Annotated in this window: 3 protein-coding genes; all 3 read right to left on the bottom strand. The window is 27.0% G+C overall.

Annotation, left to right across the window (positions count from 1 at the left end):
• Positions 1-1,761 (bottom strand): RelA/SpoT family protein (locus tag BN1173_RS01000; protein WP_040235995.1); only part of this gene is annotated, 1,761 nt, incomplete at its 3' end.
• A complete protein-coding gene (gene prmC, locus BN1173_RS00995; protein ID WP_012538725.1) occupies positions 1,745-2,578 on the bottom strand; it encodes a peptide chain release factor N(5)-glutamine methyltransferase in 834 nt (277 codons plus the stop codon). The genes prmC and BN1173_RS01000, both read right to left, overlap by 17 nt.
• A 10-nt stretch (positions 2,579-2,588) precedes the next feature.
• A complete protein-coding gene (gene prfA, locus BN1173_RS00990; RefSeq protein ID WP_038366069.1) occupies positions 2,589-3,662 on the bottom strand; it encodes a peptide chain release factor 1 in 1,074 nt (357 codons plus the stop codon).
• Positions 3,663-3,753 lie beyond the last annotated feature (91 nt).

Here is a 3,753-nt window from a genome sequence, read left to right as displayed (position 1 = left end):
ATGATACACTTTCCTTGTTGGTGTTGCTTCCCATTCTACTTCTACAAGATGGTTTTTTTTCTGATATGTGATTTCTTTACAATTTTCTTTATGAACCACGATTGTATCTTTTTGTATTAAACCAATAATATCTTCACCTGTTAATGGGTTACAATCAGAAGCTGTTGTAATGCTTTTGAGTTTAGATTTTGTTAGAGATTTAAATAGACTAAATAGTCTTTTTTGTTCTTTATTTTCTCCAATCAAATATGCAATTATGTTATTGTCTACAAATATTGTATTGTCATTTTTATTAAGCCAAGATCTAATTTTTGAACGTGCTTTTTTTGTTCTAACGCTATTCAACCAAATTACATCAGGTTTTGCTTCTTCAGATGTGAATATTTCAACAATTTGTTCGTTTTTTAATGGTTTGGTTAATGAACTAATTTTGCCATTGATTTTTGCATAAAGTGCTTGATCCCCAATATCTGTATGTATTGTATATGCAAAGTCAATTGAGTTTGAACCAAATGGAAGTTCGACTATTTCTCCTTCTGGTGTATAGACATATATAAATGTATTTAGAAGTTCCTTATGTATATCGTGCATTGAGTATTGATTTTTATTGGCCGATTCTTGTTGCCATTTTTTAATTCGATTGATAAATGATATATCATCAGCTTTTAATTCAACTTGTTCTTTATAAAGCCAGTGGGCAGCAACACCATATTTTGCAATTTTATCCATTTCTTCTGTTCTAATTTGTATTTCGATTAATTGATTATCTTCAGGTATTCTGACAGTTGTATGTAGAGATTGATATTTATTTTCTTTAGGAATGGCTATATAGTCTTTAAGTCTTCCAGGTATTGGTTTCCAAACTTTATGTACGATTTCTAGTATTTCGTAACATTCTTTTTGTTTCTTGCAAATTATTCTTATTCCCAAAGTATCAAAAATTTGAGAAATATTGTTATTTCTTGTTTTCATTTTTCTAAATATTGAGTAAAAATGTTTTGAACGCACTGTGATTGTGACGTCAATTCCAATTTTTTTGAGTTCTTTTTCTATTATTAATTTTCCTTTATATAATTTTTTTTCTCTTTCTATCTTTGTTGCGGATAAAAAATTTTTTATTTCTTTATATTCTTTTGGATAAAGATATTTTAATGATAAATCTTCAAGATATATTTTAAGAGATGAGATACCAAGCCTTTCTGCAATTGGTACGTAAGTTGCAAGACAATCTCGTGCAATTCTTTCTCTTCGATTTTTAGGTAAGTGAGAAAGCGTTGCCATGTTATGTAATTTATCTGCAAGTTTTATTATTATTATTCTAATGTCATGAGTCATTGCAAAAAACATTTTTGAGATTGTATTTGCTTCTTTGATTGCTCTTGTTTTATTGTGCAAATCATGAATTTTGGTTACCCCATCAATTAAACTGAAAACCTCTTGATCAAATTCTTTAATGATTTCTTCTTTTTGAACACTTGTGTCTTCTAAAACATCATGTAGTAAACCAGCTATTATTGTTTTAAAATCCAACTGAAATTTTATAAGAAATAGTGCAACCATTATTGGGTGAATTACATATGGTTCTTTGCTCTCTCTATATTGTCCGTAGTGTAATTGCTCTGATATTTCAAGAGATTTAAATATTAATTTTTTTTGAATGTCATCTTGATAAGTATTATCTACAGTTTTTTTGAAAATATTTTTTAATTTGTCAATATCATTTATTTTAAGTAAGTATGCAATTTCATAGACTTGTATCATGTTTTATCCTTAAAAGTAATGCTCTTTCTCTATTTTCAATATCATATATAGTTTTTAAATATGTGAAACCTTCTTGTATTGCAAACTTTTCTAGAGATTTTTTTTGCCACGGAGCCATTTCTAATATTAAGAGTCCATTTTTAGTTAATTTGTATTTTGCTTGTTTGATTATTTTTTTTGCAATTTTAAGTCCATCTTGTCCAAATCCTAAGAGTGCTATTCTTGGTTCTTTTGCTAATTTTTCCTTTATTCTAAGTTCATCTTTAGTTAAGTAAGGAGGATTAGTTATTATTAGCTCAAACTTTTTACCTATGTATTTTAACAGATTTGAACGTTTTATTTCTATATGATTTGTTAAATTTAGTCTTTGTGTATTTTTTAATGATACTTTTAAAGCTTGCGCCGAAATATCGGCTAGTGTTACTTTTTGTTTAAGATAATATGCAATTGTTAATCCAATACATCCACTTCCACAACATAAATCTAGAATTTTACTTAAATTGTTTTTTTTTATTTGAATCAAGGCTTCTTCTACTAAACATTCTGTATCATCTCTAGGAATTAGTACGTGTTTGTTTATATAGAATTTGATTCCCATAAATTCTTTTGTTCCAAGTATATAGTGTATGGGGATTCCTGATTTTATGTTTTTTATTTGAGAAAATAATTTATATTCTTCTTGTTGTGTTAGATTTTTATTTGTATTTGCAAAGATTAGTTCTTTATTAATATTTAGTATTTTTTCAAGTAGTAGTAGAATTTCAATAGTGCTTAAATTATATTTCTTTGCATTTTTTATTACTTCTTGTATTGTCATTAAAATAAAATTATAACTGACTATTTTTTAGTGATTGTTCTTGAAATTTAAGTGCTAATGTGTTTAGAAGGGAGTCAAGTTCTCCTTGCATAATTTCTTCTAGTTTATAAAGACTAATATTTGCCCTATGATCTGTTACTCTATTTTGTGGAAAATTGTAAGTTCTAATTCTTTCGGATCTGTCACCCGAGCCTACTTGTTGTTTTCTATCATTTGAACGTTGTTCTTGTTTCTTTAGGTTTTCCAATTCATAAAGTCTGGCTCTTAAAATTTTCATAGCCTGTTCTTTATTTTTATGCTGACTTCTTTCATTTTGACATTGTGCCACAATTCCTGTAGGTAAATGTGTGATTCTAACAGCAGAATCTGTTGTATTGACATGTTGACCACCAGCTCCAGAAGATCTGTAGACATCTATTCTTAAGTCTTTGTCATTAATTTCTATATCTGTGTCTTCAACCTCAGGTAGTACGGCAACGGTTGCTGCTGAAGTTTGAAGTTTGCCATTAGATTCTGTTATGGGTATTCTTTGCACTCTATGTACTCCACTTTCATGTTTTAATTTTTTAAATACATCTTTGCCTTTTATTTCAAAACTTACTTCTTTAAATCCACCAAGTTCTGTTTCGTTAAAATTAATAAGTTCTGTTTTCCATTTTTTCTTTTCAGAATATTTTGTATACATTTCATAAAGATTATGTGCAAAAAGAGCAGCTTCTTCTCCTCCTGTTCCAGCTCTGATTTCTATAATAATATTTTTATCGTCATTTTCATCTTGATGTAATAGTAATATTTTAATTGTATTTTCTATCTCATCTTTTTTAGAATATAAGTGAGCTATTTCTTGCTTAATTAAATCTTTCATTTCTAAATTATCTTCTTCAGATAAAATTTTTTGATTTTCATTAATTTGATTTAGTATGTGTTGATATTCATCTTTCTTTTCTTTGATTTTTTCTAGATAATTATATTCTTTTATTATTTTTGAATATTCTTTTTGATTTTTAATTAAATTTACGTCTTGTAATTTTTCTTCGAGTATTTTAATTTTGCTTTCAATGGGATTTAATTTTTCTAAAAACATTTTCATTTTTGCTAATCAAGTAGAACGCTTATTTTAACTTCTTTTTGTTAGTTTGTAGTAATATATTGATTTATTGTTTTTTTTTCATAGA

The organism is Borrelia crocidurae (genome assembly GCF_000825665.2).
GTDB classification, from domain to species: Bacteria; Spirochaetota; Spirochaetia; order Borreliales; family Borreliaceae; genus Borrelia; species Borrelia duttonii.
The sequence above is the reverse complement of the archived record's forward strand: the minus strand, read 5'-3'. Positions and strand labels throughout refer to the sequence as shown.